General features: G+C 31.7%; 17 protein-coding genes. 3 read left to right on the plus strand and 14 right to left on the minus strand.

What is annotated here, in order from left to right:
- Positions 1 to 247: 247 nt before the first annotated feature.
- Together BN863_RS02570 and gpmI are read right to left on the minus strand one after the other, a co-directional pair.
- A complete protein-coding gene (locus tag BN863_RS02570) occupies positions 248 to 664 on the minus strand; it encodes a BT0820 family HAD-type phosphatase (protein WP_038527136.1) in 417 nt (138 codons plus the stop codon).
- 28 nt (positions 665 to 692) lie between these two features.
- The gene (gene gpmI / locus BN863_RS02575; RefSeq protein WP_038527139.1) at positions 693 to 2213 is read right to left on the minus strand and encodes a 2,3-bisphosphoglycerate-independent phosphoglycerate mutase; all 1521 of its coding nucleotides are present in this window, start codon (positions 2211 to 2213) and stop codon (positions 693 to 695) included.
- 364 nt (positions 2214 to 2577) lie between these two features.
- On the opposite strand from gpmI, the gene BN863_RS02580 reads away from it, so the two are divergent.
- Together BN863_RS02580 and BN863_RS02585 are read left to right on the plus strand one after the other, a co-directional pair.
- Positions 2578 to 2973 carry an ankyrin repeat domain-containing protein gene (locus tag BN863_RS02580; protein WP_038533055.1) on the plus strand — a complete coding sequence of 132 codons (396 nt, stop codon included), beginning with the start codon at positions 2578 to 2580 and terminating at the stop codon, positions 2971 to 2973.
- A 436-nt stretch (positions 2974 to 3409) separates the two neighbouring features.
- Complete coding sequence (locus BN863_RS02585) at positions 3410 to 3805, plus strand: ankyrin repeat domain-containing protein (RefSeq protein ID WP_038527142.1); 396 nt, start codon at positions 3410 to 3412, stop codon at positions 3803 to 3805.
- Between the two features lie 150 nt (positions 3806 to 3955).
- Here BN863_RS02585 and BN863_RS02590 read toward each other — a convergent pair whose 3' ends face one another.
- A complete protein-coding gene (locus BN863_RS02590; RefSeq protein ID WP_038527145.1) occupies positions 3956 to 4735 on the minus strand; it encodes a zinc ribbon domain-containing protein in 780 nt (259 codons plus the stop codon).
- A gap of 3 nt (positions 4736 to 4738) precedes the next feature.
- The gene (locus BN863_RS02595; RefSeq protein WP_038527148.1) at positions 4739 to 5833 is read right to left on the minus strand and encodes a Nif3-like dinuclear metal center hexameric protein; all 1095 of its coding nucleotides are present in this window, start codon (positions 5831 to 5833) and stop codon (positions 4739 to 4741) included.
- 53 nt (positions 5834 to 5886) lie between these two features.
- Between BN863_RS02595 and lpxK the strand changes: the two genes are divergently transcribed.
- Positions 5887 to 6894 carry a tetraacyldisaccharide 4'-kinase gene (lpxK, locus tag BN863_RS02600; protein WP_038527150.1) on the plus strand — a complete coding sequence of 336 codons (1008 nt, stop codon included), beginning with the start codon at positions 5887 to 5889 and terminating at the stop codon, positions 6892 to 6894.
- On the opposite strand, the gene BN863_RS02605 is transcribed toward lpxK, so the two are convergent.
- From BN863_RS02605 to BN863_RS02650, 10 genes are all read right to left on the minus strand, one after another.
- On the minus strand, positions 6891 to 9119 hold the full coding sequence (locus BN863_RS02605) for an ATP-binding protein (RefSeq protein ID WP_038527153.1): 2229 nt from the start codon (positions 9117 to 9119) through the stop codon (positions 6891 to 6893). The genes lpxK and BN863_RS02605 overlap by 4 nt on opposite strands.
- A 49-nt stretch (positions 9120 to 9168) precedes the next feature.
- Entirely contained in the window at positions 9169 to 10164 is a 996-nt protein-coding gene (gap, locus tag BN863_RS02610) for a type I glyceraldehyde-3-phosphate dehydrogenase (RefSeq protein ID WP_038527154.1), read from the minus strand.
- A complete protein-coding gene (lipA, locus tag BN863_RS02615) occupies positions 10164 to 11042 on the minus strand; it encodes a lipoyl synthase (protein WP_038527157.1) in 879 nt (292 codons plus the stop codon). The genes gap and lipA overlap by 1 nt, the downstream gene beginning before the upstream one ends.
- A 137-nt stretch (positions 11043 to 11179) precedes the next feature.
- The gene (locus BN863_RS02620) at positions 11180 to 11728 is read right to left on the minus strand and encodes an RNA polymerase sigma factor (protein WP_038527159.1); all 549 of its coding nucleotides are present in this window, start codon (positions 11726 to 11728) and stop codon (positions 11180 to 11182) included.
- Positions 11719 to 12831 (minus strand): glycosyltransferase, encoded by a 1113-nt coding sequence (locus BN863_RS02625; protein WP_038527162.1) that lies wholly within the window; start codon positions 12829 to 12831, stop codon positions 11719 to 11721. The genes BN863_RS02620 and BN863_RS02625 overlap by 10 nt, the downstream gene beginning before the upstream one ends.
- Before the next feature lie 8 nt (positions 12832 to 12839).
- Positions 12840 to 13043 carry a hypothetical protein gene (locus BN863_RS02630; protein WP_038527164.1) on the minus strand — a complete coding sequence of 68 codons (204 nt, stop codon included), beginning with the start codon at positions 13041 to 13043 and terminating at the stop codon, positions 12840 to 12842.
- 158 nt (positions 13044 to 13201) lie between these two features.
- Positions 13202 to 14005 (minus strand): anti-sigma factor, encoded by an 804-nt coding sequence (locus tag BN863_RS02635; RefSeq protein WP_038527167.1) that lies wholly within the window; start codon positions 14003 to 14005, stop codon positions 13202 to 13204.
- A 9-nt stretch (positions 14006 to 14014) separates the two neighbouring features.
- Positions 14015 to 14548, minus strand: a complete 534-nt coding sequence (locus BN863_RS02640; RefSeq protein WP_038527170.1) for an RNA polymerase sigma factor — start codon at positions 14546 to 14548, stop codon at positions 14015 to 14017.
- A gap of 72 nt (positions 14549 to 14620) precedes the next feature.
- Positions 14621 to 15634 carry a UDP-N-acetylmuramate dehydrogenase gene (gene murB, locus BN863_RS02645; protein WP_038527172.1) on the minus strand — a complete coding sequence of 338 codons (1014 nt, stop codon included), beginning with the start codon at positions 15632 to 15634 and terminating at the stop codon, positions 14621 to 14623.
- Positions 15634 to 16824 carry a pyridoxal phosphate-dependent aminotransferase gene (locus BN863_RS02650; protein WP_038527176.1) on the minus strand — a complete coding sequence of 397 codons (1191 nt, stop codon included), beginning with the start codon at positions 16822 to 16824 and terminating at the stop codon, positions 15634 to 15636. The genes murB and BN863_RS02650 overlap by 1 nt, the downstream gene beginning before the upstream one ends.
- Between the last annotated feature and the right edge of the window lie 91 nt (positions 16825 to 16915).

Consider the following 16915-nt stretch of genomic DNA (forward strand, 5'->3'; position numbering starts at 1 on the left):
GCGGCAAAGATACTTAAAAATTGCTAGTTTATTTGTGTAATGGAATACGACTTTTATAGTTTTCTAGCTGCACACAACGATGTGTTGCTTAGGATTGTGTGTAATGAGAATATAAGTTAATACAAGTGATTTAAACATTTTTATATAAGAGCTGTTATCTCAAGTCAATTACAAGAATCTTTTAAAAAAAGAAATCGGGATTTATAATACATATAAATCCCGATTATGTTTGATTATTGTGTCTGTATTATTTTTTAAAAATCGAGGAGAAAAACCCTTTCTTTTTTTCTACAGAATTTGGATTAAAATCTGGATCAGATAATAATTGATAGATTTCTCCCCAGCCTAAAAAACCACCTATATTTCTATCATCAATAAAAATATCGGCATTAATTTTTCTGCTTTTTGATTCATCATATTTTTCTTCAGGAAAACTACTGTTTATAGCATAAAATTCAATTCCATTTTCTTTGCAAAAAGCAACCGCTTCCTCTAAAGGTTTACCACATCTGTACGTCCATAAAATAAGTCTATGTCCGTCCTTTTGAAGTCGCTTTAGGGTTTCGAATGCAAAAGTTTTAGGTTTACCCACTCTAGGATATGCATCTTCAACGATAGTACCATCAAAATCTATGGCAAGAATAAGTTTATCTTGTAAAATCATTCAGTAAATATAATGTTTTTATCTAAAATTAATCAATTAGTGAATGCCTTGTCATGGCTTCTGGTTGTTCTACGCCAATTAATTTTAAAATAGTTGGCGCCATATCACCTAAAACACCATCCTTAATGTTTTTTAATTCGTTATCTATTAGAATTAGAGGGACAGGATTTGTTGTATGTGCTGTATTTGGAGAACCATCTGGATTTATCATCGTCTCACAGTTACCATGATCAGCAATTAATAAAGTCGTGTAACCGTTTTCTAATGCTGCTGTTACAACTTCTTTAACGCAAGCATCTACTGCTTCACATGCCTTAATTGCTGCTTCCATAACACCTGTATGTCCAACCATATCGCCATTTGCGAAGTTTAAACAAACAAAATCTACTTCACCTTTCTTTAATTCTGGTACTAAAGCATCTTTTAATTCGAATGCACTCATTTCTGGTTGTAAATCGTAAGTGGCAACTTTTGGTGAGTTTTTTAGAATACGAGATTCTCCTTCAAAAGGATCTTCTTGTCCACCAGAAAAGAAAAATGTTACGTGTGGATATTTTTCCGTTTCAGCAATACGAATTTGTTTTTTATTATTTCTAGCTAAAACTTCACCTAAAGTGTCTTTTAAATTGTCTTTGTTGAAAACAACATTAATGTTCTTAAAGTTTTCATCGTAGTTCGTTAATGTTACATAGTACAAATCTAACTTGTGCATGTTTTGTTCGTGATTATCAGACTGCGATAATACTTCTGTAAGTTCACGTCCTCTATCGGTTCTGAAATTGAAGAAAATTACAACATCACCTTCTTTTATGTTTCCAACAGGGGTTCCATTTTCATCAGAATTTATAATTGGTTTTATAAATTCGTCTGTAACATCATTTTCATAATTTTTAGAAATCGCAGCAGATACATCTGTGGTGTGTTCACCTATACCATTAACCATTCCGTCGTAAGCTAATTTTACGCGCTCCCAACGTTTATCTCTATCCATAGCGTAATAACGTCCTGTAATAGAACCTATTTTTGCTGGAGTATCTTTAATATAATCTTCTAGTTGGGTGACGTAACCTAATCCAGATTTAGGGTCGACATCACGACCATCTGTAAACCCGTGAATAAAGGATTGTTGAACGCCAAATTCGTTTGCAGCATCTAATAAACCTAATAAATGTGACATGTGAGAATGCACACCTCCTGTACTTAATAAACCTAAAAAGTGAATAGGTTTATTATTGGCTTTAGCGTATTGAAAAGCATCTGCTAACACTTTTTCTTTACCTAAAGTTTTGTCTTTAACTGCTAAATTAATTTTAACTAAATCTTGGTAAACAATTCGTCCGGCACCTAAATTCATATGTCCAACTTCACTGTTTCCCATTTGGCCGTCTGGTAAGCCTACATTTTCTCCATCTGTCCTTAATTGAGCACTTGGATATTTAGTATATAAAGAATCGATGAATGGCGTGTTGGCATTGTCTATAGCCGATACTTTTGGGTCTGGAGATTTCCCCCAACCGTCTAGTATCATTAAGATGACTTTTTTATTCATAATAGATTTTATTTAGTAAGTAAAGATAAAAGTTTCAAATGTCTTTATATAATATATGGTTCTTTTTTGACGATTTTTTTAAGGTATCGTTTGCGTAAAAACGATAAGTAGTTGTTCACAATTGTTTTGTTACCAAATGATTAATATGCTGTTAAGTAACACCTAAACTGTAACGTTTTAAAGTTTTTACAGTCTTTGTAGTATAATCATCAATTAAAAATCAATCATTATGAAAAACATTAACAGACATTTTTATGTCCCCGAATTACATCTAGATTCCTATTTATTTCAGGAGTCAGATAAAAAAATCATTACCCCTTTAAACAGGATATTTAATTCTAATCACATTTTAAAAAACTTACCTATGAAAACTTTATTTTTTATTGTCGCTATTACTTTTGTTTCAGCATCTACACCTGTTCAGAGTGGTAATTATTCTTCTCATGCAGATTACATGTATTCTAACCTAAACAATACAGAACCTTTAGTTAATTTGCTATGTACTTTAATTGCTAAGGGCGATACGGAAACTGTTAAAAAATTAATCGAATTTGGAGAAGATGTTAACGAGAAATCTAACGGTCTTACTCCAGCTATGTATGCATCTAAATATAATAGAACAGAAATTCTTAAATATTTAATTCTTAGAGGAGCCAAATTAACAGTAAAGTGTGATAAAGGATATACTGCACTTGAGTACTCAATAGCTACAAATGCAAAAGAAGCTCAAATGATATTAGAGGCAAATTTAAAGAAATAGGTGATAAAAATTTAGTTTGTTATTTGGTTTTAAAAAGCTGTCTTCTTAAAGGCAGCTTTTTTTGTAGACATGTGTTTTTAGCATCGAATTGTATGAGATTTTGTCAGATATTTAATGTTAATAAGGAATATTGCTAATTCAATTCAAACGTTTTCAATCGTTTTTTTTGAAATTAAAAATGATTATTTTTCAATAGATAGTAAGGTTTGTTTAATTAATTTTATACTCTGAATATAGACCTCGTATTTATCTTAATTTTTTGGCAAAATTATAGTCGATATATGCAAAATATGACAAAAAACAGGTCTTGAAATCACCGTGTTAATGTTATGTTAAAACGGTATTGTAGCATATTAAAATTATCATATTCTCATTAAATTTGCTGTATATTAAAATATATTTAAAATTATCTATTTATTTTAAAAATACCGTAATTATGAAAAAGCTATTATTTATTATCGCAATCGTATTTGGAGCTACATCAACTCAAGTTCAAGCTTCTAATTTTATTAGTAATACAAATTCAAATATTTTAACTGTAGAAGTAAATAAACCAACGGTTAATTTATTATGCACATCTATAGCTAAAGGAGATTTAGATATAGTTAAAAAATTAATTGCCAATGGTGAGAGTGTAAACAAAAAATCTAACGGACAAACGCCTGCAATGTATGCAGCAAGATATAATAGAACTGAAATTCTTGAATTATTAATTGCTGAAGGGGCAAACCTTAGAGTAAAAGATAATAAAGGGTATAGCGCATTAGATTATGCAAAAGCTACTAACGCTGTAGGTGCTCAAAAATTAATTGAAGCTGCTTTAGTAAAATAAAGCAATCACTAAATAAGCAAATTAAACAATGAAAGGAATTATCTTAATAGATAATTCCTTTTTTTATGCGTGCCTAATTTAGGAACTGCGCATAAAAAAACCGTTTAAAATTTATTTTAAACGGTTTATATATTTTATAAAAGGAAAGTTTTAAAACTTAGCGAAAAGCTTTTCCATTTTTTCCTTTTGTTCTGTTGCTAAAGCTTCATCAACTAAGATTCTACCACTATGCTCATCTGTAATGATTTTTTTACGAGACGCAATTTCCATAATAATTTGTGGTGGAATAGTAAAGAAAGATCCTCCAGAAGCACCTCTTTCTACGGCTACAACTGCTAAACCATTTTTAACATTAGTACGAATTCTTGTATAAGCTTTTACTAAGCGCTCCTCGATTAATGTTTTGTATTCGTCAGATTTTGCAATTAATGCAGATTCTTCTTTCTCTGTTTCAGATAAAATAGCATCTAATTCACCTTTTTTGTGCTTTAAATGCGCTTGACGTTCTTTAGAACGTTCTTTAGTCTGAGCGATGATTTCTTTCTTTTGTTCGATTTGAACCTTGAATTCATTGATGTGCTTTTCAGCCAATTCAATTTCTAATTCTTGGAATTCAACTTCTTTAGTAAGCGAGTTATACTCTCTGTTATTACTAATGTTTTTTAACTGGGTATTATATTTTTTAATTAAAGAATTAGCTTCTTCAATTATATTCTTTTTAGACTTAATTTCTTCATCTAAAACGTCTAGACTTGCGTCTAATTTCTCAAGTCTTGTCTGTAGTCCAGCAACTTCATCTTCTAAATCACGCACCTCTAAAGGTAGTTCTCCTCGAACGTTTCTAATTTCATCGATTCTAGAATCGATAAGTTGTAAATCGTATAAAGCTCTTAAACGTTCTTCTACAGTTACTTCTTTACTTTTTGCCATACTTTAAAAATACTTAACAGGGTTTGTATCGGTCTTTGATAAAACGATTGCAAAATTAGTGATTTTTTTTGTAAGAAGCGCTACTAAACCATTTTTTGTAAACTGTTCACTTTCAAAATGCCCAATATCGGCTAAAATTAGTTTGTTTTCTGCAGAGAAAAAGTCATGATACTTTAAGTCTGCTGTTATAAAAGCATCAGCTCCAGCATGTTTAACATTTGCAATAGCGAAACTTCCCGAACCTCCTAAAACGGCAACTTTTTTTATGGGTTTATCTAATAATTCACTATGTCTAACACAAGCGGTATTCATTTTCGATTTTAGATAGTTTAGGAATTGTTTTTCATTCATTTCAGATTCAAATTCACCTATCATCCCAATACCAATATGTTGATTTGTGTTTTCTAATGTGACAATTTCGTAAGCAACTTCTTCATAAGAATGCGTGTTGAATAGGGATTTCAGAATTTTAGACTCTAAATGTTTGGCGAATGTTACCGAAATCTGTGTCTCTTCTTCAAAATGAGTTTCACCTTTGTGTCCAATTGTAGGATTCGAATTTGTATTCCCGTTAAAGGAGCCGGTCCCTTCAATATTAAAACTGCAATCAGAATAATTTCCTATTTGTCCAGCACCTGCGTTAAATAAAGCTTGACGTAATGCTTCTGCTTCCTGTCTAGGCACATAGGTTGTTAATTTTTTAATGGTACTTTTCTGCGGAATTAAAATGGATGTGTTAACTAAACCAAGTTGGTTGCAAATCATAGCATTTACGCCTTGTATATGATTATCTAATGCCGTATGAATGGCATAAATAGCAATATTATGTTTAATCGCTTTTAAAACCACACGTTCTACATAGGTTTTTCCTGTGAGTTTTTTTAAGCCTTTAAAAATAATGGGATGAAAACTAACAATGAGATTACAGTTGTTTTCAATAGCTTCATCTACCACAGATTCTAAGGTGTCTAGAGTGATTAAAACACCAGTTAATTTTTCGTTTTTATCGCCTACAAGTAGTCCAACATTATCGAAATCTTCGGCATAATTTAAAGGAGCTAAATCCTCAAGATGGTTGATAACGTCTTGAACAATCATAATATTTTTGGTATTAGGTTTAAAACAAAGATAAAATATTTACTTTCGTTACAATGAAATTATTACGTTACATATTCTTTCCCATTGTTCCCATTTATTATGGTGTAACATGGTTGCGAAATAAATTATTTGATTTAGGTGTTTTAGAATCAACCTCGTACGATTTTCCTGTAATTTGTGTAGGAAATTTAAGTGTTGGTGGTACGGGTAAAACGCCTATGATTGAGTATTTAATACGGACTTTAAAAAATGATTATAAACTGGCTACATTAAGTAGAGGTTATAAGCGTAAGAGTGAAGGATTTCAAGTTGGGAAATCTGGGGTAACGGCAGATGTTCTTGGAGATGAACCTTTTCAGTTTTACTCTAAGTATGCTTCAGAAATTACCGTTGCTGTAGATGCCGATAGGGGAGCTGGTATTCTTAAACTACGCGAATTAGAACCGAAACCAAATGTAATTTTATTAGATGATGCTTTTCAACATAGAAAAGTAAAAGCAGGTTTTAATATAATGCTTACCACGTATTTTAATTTGTTTACCGACGATTATGTGCTCCCTACAGGTGATTTAAGAGAGCCTAAAAGCGGAGCAAAGCGTGCAGATATAATTGTAGTAACAAAGTGTCCAACATCTCTTAAAACTGAAGCGAAGACCTATATCGTAACACGTATATCTCCAGAACCAAATCAGAAGGTGTTTTTTAGTACTATAAAGTATGCTGAATTTGTGGTTTCAAAATCTGATAAAAAACCATTAGTACAACTTCCAAAGTTTACGTTAATTACCGGAATCGCAAATCCTAAACCTTTAGTCGATTATTTATTAAATATGGGTTTAGATTTTGAACATTTAAACTTTAAAGATCATCACGATTTTACTACAGATGAATTAGAAACCTTTAAAGTGAAATCACTTATTATTACAACAGAAAAAGATTTTATGCGACTTAATCAGTTTGCATTTTTGGAGGATACATTATACTATTTAGGTATCGAAATTGAACTAGATAATCCTCTTGATTTTAATGCCTCAATACAAAATTTTATAACATCTTATTAAGTCAATTCGTCTGTATTACCAATAACGGCTTTGTATAATTTCTTTTCGAAGTCTTCTTGTTTAAACGGTTTAGATATAATGTCGTTAAAACCAGCTTCATCAAATTCTTGCATTTTATCTTCAATAGTAACAGCTGTAAGAGCAAAAATATTAAGATCTCTATCGAAGGTTCTTATTATTTTGGTGGCTTCAATACCACTAATTCCAGGCATGTGAATATCCATTAAAACCACATCGTAATGATTGTTTTTTACCAAGTCTACCGCTTCTTCACCATTGTCTACCACCTCACAATTTAGGTTCATTTTGGTTAAAATTTTCTTGGTAATCATTTGGTTAATCTTGTTATCCTCTACCACTAAAATTTTAATATTACTCATTTCTAATTCAGTAATATTCTTAAAGTAATCTTTGTTTTTCTTAGGAGCGACTTGCTCTGTAGTGTGTTTTAATGGAATCTCAAAATAGAAACATGTTCCTTTGCCTAGTTCACTTCTAAGATAAATTTTACCGTTTAAAATATCTATTAAACCTTTAACAATAGATAGTCCTAAACCAGTACCACCATATTTTCTATTGATTTGAATCGAGCCTTGAGAGAAACTTTCGAACATATGTTTTTGTTTCTCTTCACTAATACCAATCCCGTTGTCTTCAATTTCAAATTTTATGGTATAGATATCCTTAATGTTATTTACTTTAATCGCTCTAACCCATATATCACCATCATTAGTAAACTTAATAGAATTTCCTATTAGGTTAATCAGGATTTGTGATAATTTTATTTGGTCGGCTTTAAAGTTAATTGGTAGAGCTTCGTCGTATTCAAAATGTATGGTAACACCATTATCTAGAGCCGAATTGTTTAAGGCGGATACAACGTCTGAAATCTTCTTTTTTAAGTCGAAAATCTCATATTCTATATCTACTTTATTGGCTTCAATTTTGTTAATTTGAAGAATGTCATTTATAAAGTTTAGTAAATAATCACCAGAGAATTGAAGCGATTTTAAATGTTGAATTTGATCAGGTTTCGGATTTTCGTCTAACAACATCGTGGTCAACCCCGTTACGGCGTATAATGGAGTTCTGAGTTCGTGAGTAACTGTAGATAAAAAGTTGGCCTTTGTTTTAGAAGCGAGTTCAGCTTTTTCTTTTGCTAAAATTAATTCGCCATTCTTTTTGTGCAACATATTGTTGGTTTTCAGCCTAATGTTGTTGTTTTTGTATAGCGATAATGTTAAAAGCGAAAGGATAGTAATTAATGCAATACTTAAAATGGTAGCTAATTTGCTGTATCCTTTTTCTATTTTAAGTTTTTCTAAATCGGCTTCTTTTTCTTTTTGAAACTCTGTTTGACTATCTAAAATAAATTTAGCTTTCTTTTCTGGGGTTAAATTTTTACGTTTTTGCTCTAATAAAGATTGAGATAACGTGATGTGATTTTTTAAATACTGTGTCGATAATTTATAGTTTCCTAATTTTTCGTTTAGTTCACTTAAAATTAAATAACCATTATTTAAAACGTCTGTGTAATTGTTACTTTCGGCAAGGAGTAATCCCTGATTTCCTAGTTTTAATGCACTTTCGTCATCGTTTAAGAAATAGTAAACTTTAGCTTGATGAATTAAGGCACTGCTTTTAATTTTTGTTAAATCGAAACGTTGGGCTAATGCTAAAGACTTATCAATGCGTTCTCTTGCTTTTCTATATTGCTTTAACGCCATGTATGTTTTTCCTTCGTTTAAAAGTACCTCAGCTTCAAATTCACTTAAATTTTCCTGTTCAAAAAGTGATAGTGAGGCCTTGTAATACGTAAGCGCTTGTTCGTAATCTTCTAGATACATAAAAACGTTTCCAAGCGTCTTGTAGGTTTCGGCTATGTTTATATTATCCTTAGCAAAACGTTGTACTTCTATAGCTTTAGTAAGTGTTTTTATGGCTTCTGTAGGCTCCTCAATAATAAACTCTAATTTACCCAGTTTAGAATATATAAGACCAATACTTTTCTTATTATCTATACTTTGAGCAAGATTTAAAGCTTCTTCTAGTTTTTTCTTTGCAGGATAGTAGTTGTTATTATCGATATCGTATTGCGCTTGGGTAATACGAAAATCTATAGTATTTTGAATGGTTTCTGGGTCGCTATGTACAGTATCCTGCGCATTTATGCCGATAGTAATTAGCAAAAAGATTACCCAAATGTAATGTTTGATGTTAAGCATATTAAGAAGTTACTTTCAAGTAAATAAAATTGGCATTCGATAAAAATAATTATTTTTCCGACAACTTACATATTAAATCTATGATTCTACTAGAATATCCTGTTTCATTATCGTACCAACCTATAATTTTAACCATATTTCCAATAACCGAAGTCATTTGAGCATCAAAAATGCAGGAATGAGGATTTCCCACAATGTCTATTGAAACAATAGGGTCTTCTGTATATTCTAAGATAGATTTAAAATGTGTTTCGGAAGCCGTCTTAAAAGCTTGATTAACGTCTTCTATTGTAGCTGTTTTTTTTATATTGAACGTAATATCTGTTAGCGAGCCATTGGCAACAGGAACTCGAATACCGCATCCACCTATAACATCCGAAAGCTCTGGGAATATTTTTGTTAATGCTTTTGCTGCTCCTGTAGTTGTAGGAACAATAGATTGACCTGCAGCACGAGCACGACGTAAATCGCGGTGTGGCTGATCGTGTAAAGATTGGTCTGTGGTGTACGAATGTATAGTTGTAATGTAAGCTTGCTCGACACCAAAATTATCATTAATAATTGCCATCATAGGTGCGGCATTATTAGTGGTGCAAGATGCATTAGAAATAATGGTTTCTGTACCGTCAATTAAATGGTCATTTACACCTAGCACTATGGTTTTAATATCGTCTTCTAAAGCAGGCACACTTAGAATTACACGTTTTGCCCCGTTATTTATATGATGCTGAAGCTCCAGTTTTGTTTTAAATTTACCTGTGGATTCTACTACAAAATCTACGTTGTATGGACTCCAATCAATTGTTTTTGGATGTGTTTCATTAAGCAATGGAATCTTAACATCGTTAACTACAATTGTATTTCCGGCGTGAGTAATAATCTGATTAGAAACTCCGTGTATGCTATCGTATTTAAGCAAATGACTTAAAGTGTAAGCATCTGCTAAATCGTTAATAGCAACAACGTTAATATGAGAATGTTCCTGTAATAATCTAAAAACACGACGTCCAATACGCCCAAAACCATTTATGGCAACATTAATCATTAGTTAATGTGTTTCTGAGCTTTGTAAGAAGAACGTACTAAAGAGCTACTTTCTACGTGTCTAAATCCTAAGTCTAGTCCAATTTCTCTATATTCTGCAAATTGATCCGGTGTAATAAACTGTTTTACTGGCAAATGTTTTTTACTAGGTTGTAAGTATTGACCTATAGTAACAACATCAACATCATTAGCTCTTAAATCGTGTAATGTTTCTATTACTTCTTCACGTTTTTCACCAAGACCTAGCATAATACCAGATTTTGTTCTGCGTTGTCCTTGAGCTTTTAAGTATTTTAAAACACCTAAACTACGATCGTATTTGGCTTGAATTCTAACATCACGAGTTAAACGTCTTACTGTTTCAATATTATGAGATACAACTTCTGGGGCTACATCTATAATACGATCAATATGTTGTTCTACACCTTGAAAATCTGGAATAAGAGTTTCTAGAGTAGTTTCTGGATTCATACGTCTAACAGCTTTCACGGTTTCTGCCCACATTATGCTTCCCATATCTTTTAAATCGTCTCGATCTACACTAGTAAGCACGGCATGATTAATTTTCATTAATTTAATAGATCGTGCTACTTTTTCTGGTTCATCCCAATCTACAGTCTCAGGTCGACCTGTTTTAACACCGCAAAAACCACAAGATCTCGTACATACATTTCCTAAAATCATAAATGTTGCAGTACCTTCACCCCAACATTCACCCATATTTGGGCAACTACCAGAAGTACAAATGGTATTTAAACTATATTTATCTACAAGACTTCTTAGTTCGGTATACTTTTTACCTGTTGGTAATTTTACACGTAACCATTTTGGTTTTGGAAGACGATCCGGAAGAATGTTTGAAGCAGTTTCAGAATTCATAAATTTTCTCTTTTCGAAATGCAAAGATACAAAGTATAATCTAAAAAGTAGAGTATATAGTCGTTAGATAAATTTTCTGAAATTTTATAAAGATGAAGATGTTTTGATGAATAAATACGGCTTTAGCATCTTATAATTTATTCATTTTGAATAATTTCGGCAAGTAGTTTTTTAGCACGGAGTAATTTTACTTTTACGTTATTGATAGGTTCGCTAAGTTCTACAGAAATTTCTTTATAAGTTAACTCCTGAAAATAACGAAGATTAATCACTACTTGATAATGAGGCTTTAATCGTTTTATGTCTCTTAGAAGTTTAGCTAAATTTTGATCGGTAATAATTTTGTCTTCAGCAGAAGGCGATTCATCTAAAACTTGATTTATAGCGTATTCATCTTCTTTAGAAATTTGTCTAGAAATCGAACTTTTTTCCTTCCGAAGTAAATCAATATGAATATTTTTAGAAATTGTAATTAACCATGTTTTAAAAACATAATCGTCGTTGTAAGTCTCAATTTTATCAAAAGCTTTAGAAAATGTTTGTATGGTAATATCTTCTGCATCATTCTCGTTTCCGATACGTTTTAGCTGAAATCCATAAACGTCTTCCCAATAGGTGTGAAGGAGATAGTTAAACGCTTTTTGATCGTTTTGTTTCGCTCTTTTTATGGCGTGTTCTATTTCCAAGTTTGGGGTTTTGATATCTTATTTGATATAAATATAGCCAATTGTGTTAGAATAACGAAAATTTCTAAAAAAGGGATTATAAACACTAAATCAGATTCATTTAGCTTTTTTGCACTTTTACCCATTACAATCCATTGTATTAAAATACGTAAAGTAAATAAGCCAATAACAATTTCCCATCTAAATAAAAGCGACAATAAAACGATTCCTAATATCCAAAATAGAATTTGAGAAACATAAAAGAGACCTAATAAAAATTTGTGACTCTTTTTATAGTAAGACACGGTAGAAACATGTCTTCGTTTTTGTTTAACCCAAGCTCCAAATGTTTTTTTAGGAACAGATTCTGTAAAACTTTCAGGAGAAATACTTAATGCCGTGTTTTTACTGCTCGCCATCTGGTTTACAAATAAATCGTCGTCTCCAGATCGCACATTCATATGATTTATAAACCCGTTTGCTTCAAAAAACAAAGTTTTGGTATAAGCTAAATTACGACCAACACCCATGTAAGGTAAACCTAATTTAGCATAAGAAAAGTATTGAGAAGCTGTTAAAACCGTTTCAAAACGGATTAACATGTTTAAAAATGAATTTTTAATTTTAGCATATCCACCGTAACCTAAAACTATAGATTTTTCATGGTTGAAATGTGCTGCTATTTCAGAAATCCAAGTGGTAGAAGTTGGCCTGCAATCTGCATCTGTAAATACTAGGTGATTGTGTTTAGCAGCTTTAATTCCTAGAGTTAAGGCGTATTTTTTATTGGCCCAAAAGGCTTCTGTGTTTTTTACATCAACAATTCTAATGTTGTTATATTGCTCCGAAAAATGTTCGAAAACACTTAAGGTTTCATCGTGAGATGCATCGTTTATTAAAACGACTTCAAAATTTGGGTAGTCTTGATTTAAAACAGAAGGTAAGAATTGTTTTAAATTCTCTTCTTCATTTTTAGCACAGACAATAATAGATACAGGAATTTCTGTTTTTTGAGGTTGAGTTGGTTTTAAAAACGCGAATGTTCTAAGAAAAACTAAATAATAAAATAACTGAATAAAGACAATTGCTACAAAGCTGTAGAATAGAATGTCGAGTGCAACCATGTAACGGATTAAGAGTGTTGTGGTTCGCTACAATCTTTATACTGGTCTGGAGTTTTACCACAAAACCCACAAGATTCTCCCGATTCGTTTAACATAGGATTTTGGCTCGCACACGTACCAGCAAATTTACCATCTTTTTTTGCCCAAATTTTTATTGCAATTCCTGCAACTCCTAATCCTAGTAAAACTAATGTTATAAGTAGTAATTTCATAGCTGAGTATTTTTTTACCCAATAGGTTTAAGCTTAATTTTTTACTTAAATCACCTATTTTAAGGTTTTGCAAATGTACTATATTTTAATAAAAAAGTAAAAAATAAGCCTCACTTTTAATTAAAAGCGAGGCTTATTTTATGTGTGTTATATCGTGTTTATTCTCTGCTTTTTAAAGCAATTTCTGCAACAGAATTTTCTAACGAAGCGTTTTTATTTCCGCCTTTAGGCTCGATAGTAATGTTTAATCCAAGAGCATTTTCTGTATAAGGTATAGATTTTAATTGTCTATCGGTTTCATCTAAAATACCTAGATTAACCATTTTACCATTTAAATCGGCCCATATTTGGTAACATTGCTCTTTTGGTAATTCTGGTAATGAAACCACATCTATCATAGATGTTTTTTCTTTAGGGTTAATGTAAGCAACCGTTTTTAAGTTTTTAGCTCTATTATTTCCTTTAATGACGTATTTTTCGGTCTCAGGATTGTTTAATTGCTTAAACTGAGCCATAACATTGTCTAGCTTTTGGTTGTTCATTTCGATGTCACTTCGTAAGTCGAATATTTCATCGACTACAACTTGATTTTCTTTTTTCAACTCTAAATTTTTAGTGAAGAAGAAAAATGATGCACACGCAAACAATGCAGCAACAAAACTAGCAGCAATGGCATATCTAAACCAAACTTTATGTTTTTTAGGCTTAGAGTTTAATTGTACAACAGGGTTTTCTTGATCTAAAGTCTGTAGTACATTATTTAAAACCGAAGGTTGTGCTTCTACTGCATGATATTTAGAGACAATTTCTAAATTATGCTGTAATGTATTGTATGCGTTTTCCACCTCAGGGAATTTAGAGATGTAGTTTTCAACTAATTCTGTTTCCTTAGAAGTTGTTTCTCCTATTAGATATTTTTCTAAAAGATCAGAATTTAAAAATGTAGTTATTTTATCATTCATGTCCGTAATTTATTCAGGATCGTAAATCTTTTTTAGCTCACGAAGTCCTATTTTTAATCTTGATTTTATTGTGCCTAACGGAATGTCTAATTCTTCGCTAGCCTCTTGTTGTGTCATGCCTTCAAAGAACAGGGCATGAAGTACTATTTGATATTTTGAATCTAACGACTTAAGGTGTTTCTTGATGTCCATAACATCTTGATTTAAACCTTTGGCTGTTATATTATATACGTTAGAAATTTCAATCTGGACTTCTTTACTATCCTTATTAGATGTGGATCGTATTTTATCTATGGCCGTATTATAAGAAATTCTATATAGCCATGTAAACAGCTTGGCTTTACTAGGGTCGTAAGATTTAGATTTCTTCCAGACTTTTATAAAACTTTCCTGTAGTACATCTTGCGCCAAGTCTTCGTCTGGAATCAATTTAGATATTACACCAAGTAGAGTGTCTGCATAATTCTCATACAGTAGGGTGATGGCTTTTTTATCGCCATGCTTTAATAGCCCAACAATCTCCTGTTCAATAGGTGCAATCAAAATTTTTAGCTTTAGTTAGTTTATTCACAATAGATTAGTGTAACTAACCAAAGTTATATAAAATATTATTAATTATAAGATATTAACTTCTGATTCGATGCTAATATTAAAAATTCTTTGTATTGTAGCTTGAATTATTTCTGAAAGTCTCAATATTTCTGTACCCGTAGCACCTCCATAATTAACTAAAACTAAGGCTTGATTTTTATGAACGCCATAATTTCCTAAGCGCTTACCTTTAAAACCTGCTTTTTCAATAAGCCAACCTGCTGGGATTTTAACTTGGGTTTCGGAAACCGGATAACTTGGGACATCTGGAAACTGATTTAAAATATGAAGATACACGGCTTTATCTACAACTGGGTTTTTAAAGAAGCTACCGCTATTTCCAATCTTTTTAGGGTCAGGAAGTTTACTTTGCCTAATAGCAATTATTGCGTTAGATACGTCTTGAATTGTAGGTGATGTAATTTGCCTAGCATTTAGCTCTGCAGTTATCGCACCGTAATTGGTATGAAGTATATGGTTTTTAGTTGTCAGTTTAAAAGTTACTGATGTTATGATATACTGACCTTTAGCGTGCTGCTTGAAAATTGAATTTCTGTATCCAAACTCACATTCTTCTTTTTTGAAAGTTGTTATGGATTTGGTTGCTAAATTAATGGCTTCGCAAGATTCGAACGTATCTTTTAATTCTACACCGTAAGCACCAATATTCTGAATAGGAGACGTGCCTACATTTCCTGGAATTAAGGACATGTTTTCAAGTCCGCCAAAATCCTGACTCAAAGTCCAAAGTACAAATTCATGCCAGTTTTCACCTGCATTAGCTTTTACTAAGACAGTATCTTCAGTTTTAGAAATAATTGAAATTCCTTTTATACGGATAAGTATAACTAAAGCATCTACAGCTTTGATTAATAAAATATTACTTCCGCCACCTAAAATTAATTTTTTAGGATACGATTCAAGTTCTAAAACCGCTTTTAAATCTTCTAGAGTAGATATTGTTACAAAATGTTTTGCAACAACATCTATTCCAAAAGTATTGTATGGTTTTAAAGATACATTGTGTTCTATTTTCACTAGTCTTTGTACACTTTTAAAGCTTCTTTTAGTAATGTAACAGCTTTAATTAAACTTTCTTTATTTAAAACATAAGCAATTCTAATTTGGTTTAAACCAACACCTGGAGTCGAGTAAAAACCTGCAGCAGGAGCAACCATTACGGTTTCTTTATCGATATCGAATTCTTCTAATAACCATTGTGCAAATTTATCAGAATTCTTGATAGGCAACTCAACGATACAGTAAAAAGCACCTTTAGGAACACCTATTTTAACACCGTCTATTTTTTCTAATTCAGCGATTAATGTATTTCTACGTCCTAAATATTCGCTTTTAACTTCATCGAAATAACTCTGTGGCGTATCTAAAGCAGCTTCACTAGCTATTTGAGCTAGTGTTGGTGGACTTAAACGTGCCTGAGCAAATTTTAAAGCGGTTTTAATAACCGTTTTGTTTTTCGATACTAAACAACCAATTCTAGCACCGCACATACTGTAGCGTTTAGATACAGAATCAATCATAATTGCGTAGTCCTCTAAACCATCAATAGACATAATTGAGTGATGTTGTACACCATCGTAAGTAAACTCTCTATAGACTTCGTCTGCAATTAAGAACAAATCGTGTTTTTTAACCAACTCGGCTAACTGAAGAATTTCTTCTTTAGAGTATAAATAACCTGTTGGATTTCCTGGGTTACAAATTAAAATTGCTTTCGTTTTAGGCGTAATTAATTTTTCGAATTCAGAGATTGGAGGTAATGCAAAATTATCTTCAATTTTAGAAATTACAGGAACAACATTTACTCCAGAAGCAGTAGAGAATCCGTTATAATTTGCATAAAACGGTTCAGGTATAATAATTTCATCATCGGTATCCATGATGCTTCCAAAAGTGAAAAGTAAAGCTTCACTTCCTCCAGTAGTTACAATAATATCGTCGTGTTTAACTTCAATATTATTTTTATGATAGTAATTCGCAATCTTAGTTCTGTATTGTTCAGAACCTTCAGAACGCGAATATTCTATTGTTGTTAAAGTATTATTCTTAACCGCATCTAAAGCGACTTGAGGTGTTTTTATATCAGGTTGACCAATATTTAAATGATAAACTTTTTTTCCGGCTTTGTATGCTTTTTCAGAGTAAGGTACCAATTTACGAATTGGAGATTCTGGCATGTTCTGGCCTTTGTTTGATATTTTTGGCATAGTATAATATTTGTTACGACAAAGTTGAGGAATTTTCTTTAATAGGTCTAATTATGGTGTTATAAAAATAAAGTCGTAAATTAAAGAGGGT

The organism is Formosa agariphila KMM 3901 (genome assembly GCF_000723205.1).
GTDB lineage: Bacteria > Bacteroidota > Bacteroidia > Flavobacteriales > Flavobacteriaceae > Formosa > Formosa agariphila.